At 44.4% G+C, this 2,838-nt stretch carries 3 protein-coding genes; all 3 read left to right on the top strand.

Going from position 1 to position 2,838, the window contains the following annotated elements; all coding sequences use genetic code 11:
- Positions 1–94 precede the first annotated feature (94 nt).
- The 3 genes from rho (at position 95) to BVI01S_RS21710 (ending at position 2,701) form a co-directional block, all read left to right on the top strand.
- A complete protein-coding gene (rho, locus tag BVI01S_RS21720) occupies positions 95–1,357 on the top strand; it encodes a transcription termination factor Rho (RefSeq protein ID WP_034765121.1) in 1,263 nt (420 codons plus the stop codon).
- Between the two features lie 221 nt (positions 1,358–1,578).
- Positions 1,579–1,791: a 50S ribosomal protein L31 gene (gene rpmE / locus BVI01S_RS21715; protein ID WP_034765123.1), complete on the top strand. Its 213-nt coding sequence runs from the start codon at positions 1,579–1,581 to the stop codon at positions 1,789–1,791.
- Between the two features lie 298 nt (positions 1,792–2,089).
- On the top strand, positions 2,090–2,701 hold the full coding sequence (locus BVI01S_RS21710; protein WP_034765125.1) for a thymidine kinase: 612 nt from the start codon (positions 2,090–2,092) through the stop codon (positions 2,699–2,701).
- Positions 2,702–2,838 lie beyond the last annotated feature (137 nt).

The following is a 2,838-nucleotide window of genomic DNA, read 5'->3' as shown; positions in this document are numbered from 1 at the left end:
CACCTGCAGCGGAAATCAGTCACTACTCTCTTATGGAAAATAACAACAAAGTTTTATTTTCAAGTAGGACAAATTAATAAAGCGTGGTGTCATAATGGAAGAGTTAACAATCTCTAGCTTAGAAAATATGAAGCTGAAAGAGCTTTATGAGCTAGCCAAACAATACAAAGTTTCTTATTATAGTAAATTAACAAAAAAAGAACTGATTTTTGCCATCCTTAAGGTTCGTGCTGAACAAGAAGGCTTCTTCTTCATGGAAGGTGTCCTTGAGATCATTCAATCAGAAGGCTTTGGTTTCTTACGACCGATCAACTATTCTCCAAGTTCTGAGGATATTTATATCTCTGCATCACAAATCCGTCGTTTTGACCTCCGAAACGGGGATAAAGTATCGGGGAAAGTACGTCCTCCGAAAGAAAACGAACGTTATTTCGGACTGCTTCATGTTGAAATGGTGAACGGGGAAGAGCCTGATTCTGCGAAAGAGCGTGTACATTTCCCAGGATTGACGCCTTTATACCCTGACCGTCAAATGAAGCTTGAAACAACACCGAATAAAATTTCTACACGGATCATGGATCTGATTGCACCAGTCGGATTCGGACAACGTGGATTAGTCGTGGCTCCGCCTAAAGCCGGTAAGACGATGCTGATCAAAGAAATCGCCAATTCAATCACAACGAATCATCCGGAAGCAGAACTAATCATTCTTCTGATCGATGAGCGTCCAGAGGAAGTAACGGACATCGAACGTTCGGTAGAAGCAGAAGTCGTCAGTTCGACATTTGATGAGGTTCCGGAAAACCATATCAAAGTGGCCGAGCTCGTACTTGAGCGTGCCATGCGTTTAGTGGAGCACAAGCGTGACGTCATCATCCTGATGGATAGTATCACTCGTCTTGCACGTGCGTACAATCTCGTCATCCCGCCAAGTGGACGGACTCTTTCCGGTGGTATCGACCCTGCTGCGTTCCACCGTCCGAAACGATTCTTCGGTGCGGCACGTAACATTGAAGAGGGCGGAAGCTTGACGGTCCTTGCAACGGCGCTTGTTGACACAGGTTCCCGTATGGATGACGTCATTTATGAAGAGTTCAAAGGAACAGGAAACCTTGAACTTCACTTAGACCGTTCTCTTGCAGAGAGACGTATCTTCCCGGCCATCGACATCCGTCGTTCCGGAACGCGTCGTGAGGAACTTCTCATCAAACCGGATCATCTTGAGAAACTATGGGCGATCAGAAAAGCCATGTCCGATCAGCCTGATTTCGCCGAGAAGCTTATGCGCAAGCTGAAGCAATCGAAGACGAATGAAGAATTTTTCAATGTGTTGACAGAAGAGTCCAAGAAGCGTTAATCTATTAATCGAATGATTTTTCAAGGAAAAGGGTGACTGGAATTTCCAGTTTTGCAGGTTGCAAAAATACCTTGTCCTTGTTATAATGATATCAATGTGTTTTTAAAAACTGGATGTGGTAAGGGGCTGGCTATTACTCTCATGCTTATGCTCATATCACATATATCTTCGTAATAAATTACTCTGTCTCAGATGATTCAGGGCGGAAGGAGATGAAAGAAATGAAATCAGGAATTCATCCTAAGTACAACACGATCAAAGTTAGCTGTGCTTGCGGTAACGAATTTGAAACTGGTTCTGTAGCGGAAGAAATGCGCGTTGAGGTATGTTCTGAATGCCATCCATTCTACACAGGACGTCAGAAATTCGCTGACGCTGGTGGACGTGTTGACCGTTTCAACAAAAAATACGGTCTTAAAAATCAACAACAATAATGAAGAGCCGGAAGGACGCATCGAACGCCTTTGTGCGTAGATGCGTACCCTTCTCTTCTATTAGAAAAACAGGCAAGGATCTTCATGCTTGCCTGTTTTTTATTACATTTAAAGCAAATGGTTGAAGAAATAGAGGCAGTTCCAATTGAGCTGTGCCTCTTTTTTTCTGCCAAATTACTGAATTCTAAGCATGATTCCCGTACATAAAGGAATGCTTTAACTATACGTGTAGTCCGTTTTTACTAACAGCCAGGCTGTTTTTCTATAGAACAACGTGTAAGGAAGGAGAGGCGCTTTCGTGTATGTCATGAAACAAACGGGTTGGGTAGAAGTCATTTGCGGCAGCATGTTCTCAGGTAAATCCGAGGAACTGATCCGCCGGGTACGACGCACTCAATTTGCTAAACAAGAAATTGCTGTGTATAAGCCAAAACTAGATAATCGCTATAGCGATGAATCGGTTGTATCTCATAATGGTACCTCTGTCATTGCCAAAGCAGTCGAGGAGTCAAGCATGATCCTTGATGATCTGAATCCAGAGGTGGACGTCGTTGCCATTGATGAGGTTCAATTTTTTGACGAAGGCATCGTCGACGTCGTCCAGAAATTAGCAAACAGCGGATACCGTGTCATCCTTGCAGGTCTTGACCAGGATTTCCGGGGAGAACCATTCGGGCCGATGCCGGATTTAATGTCCATTGCCGAACAAGTGACGAAGCTTCAAGCCGTTTGTGCCGTCTGCGGCTCTCCGGCAAGCCGGACTCAGCGTCTGATCAACGGTGAACCGGCATGTTACGATGACCCCGTCATCCTTGTCGGTGCGTCTGAAGCGTACGAGCCAAGGTGCCGCCATCATCATGAAGTACCGACCGGGATGAGCGTCACTCCGGATATGGTGAAGGAAGTATAAAATTTTTTTGAACAAAGTCTCAGATTTGGGGCTTTGTTTTTTTATGTTTTGAAGGAAAAAGGAGTCAAAATGGTATGTTTCTGCTGGTTTGAAGCATCATTGAGATCGAAGGTCTTATCTGAAAAGGCGTTTGCCGA

Origin of the sequence: Rossellomorea vietnamensis NBRC 101237, from assembly GCF_001591825.1 — a bacterium.
GTDB classification, from domain to species: Bacteria; Bacillota; Bacilli; order Bacillales; family Bacillaceae_B; genus Rossellomorea; species Rossellomorea vietnamensis.
Note: the sequence above shows the minus strand (reverse complement) of the source record. Positions and strands in the feature narration are given on the sequence as shown.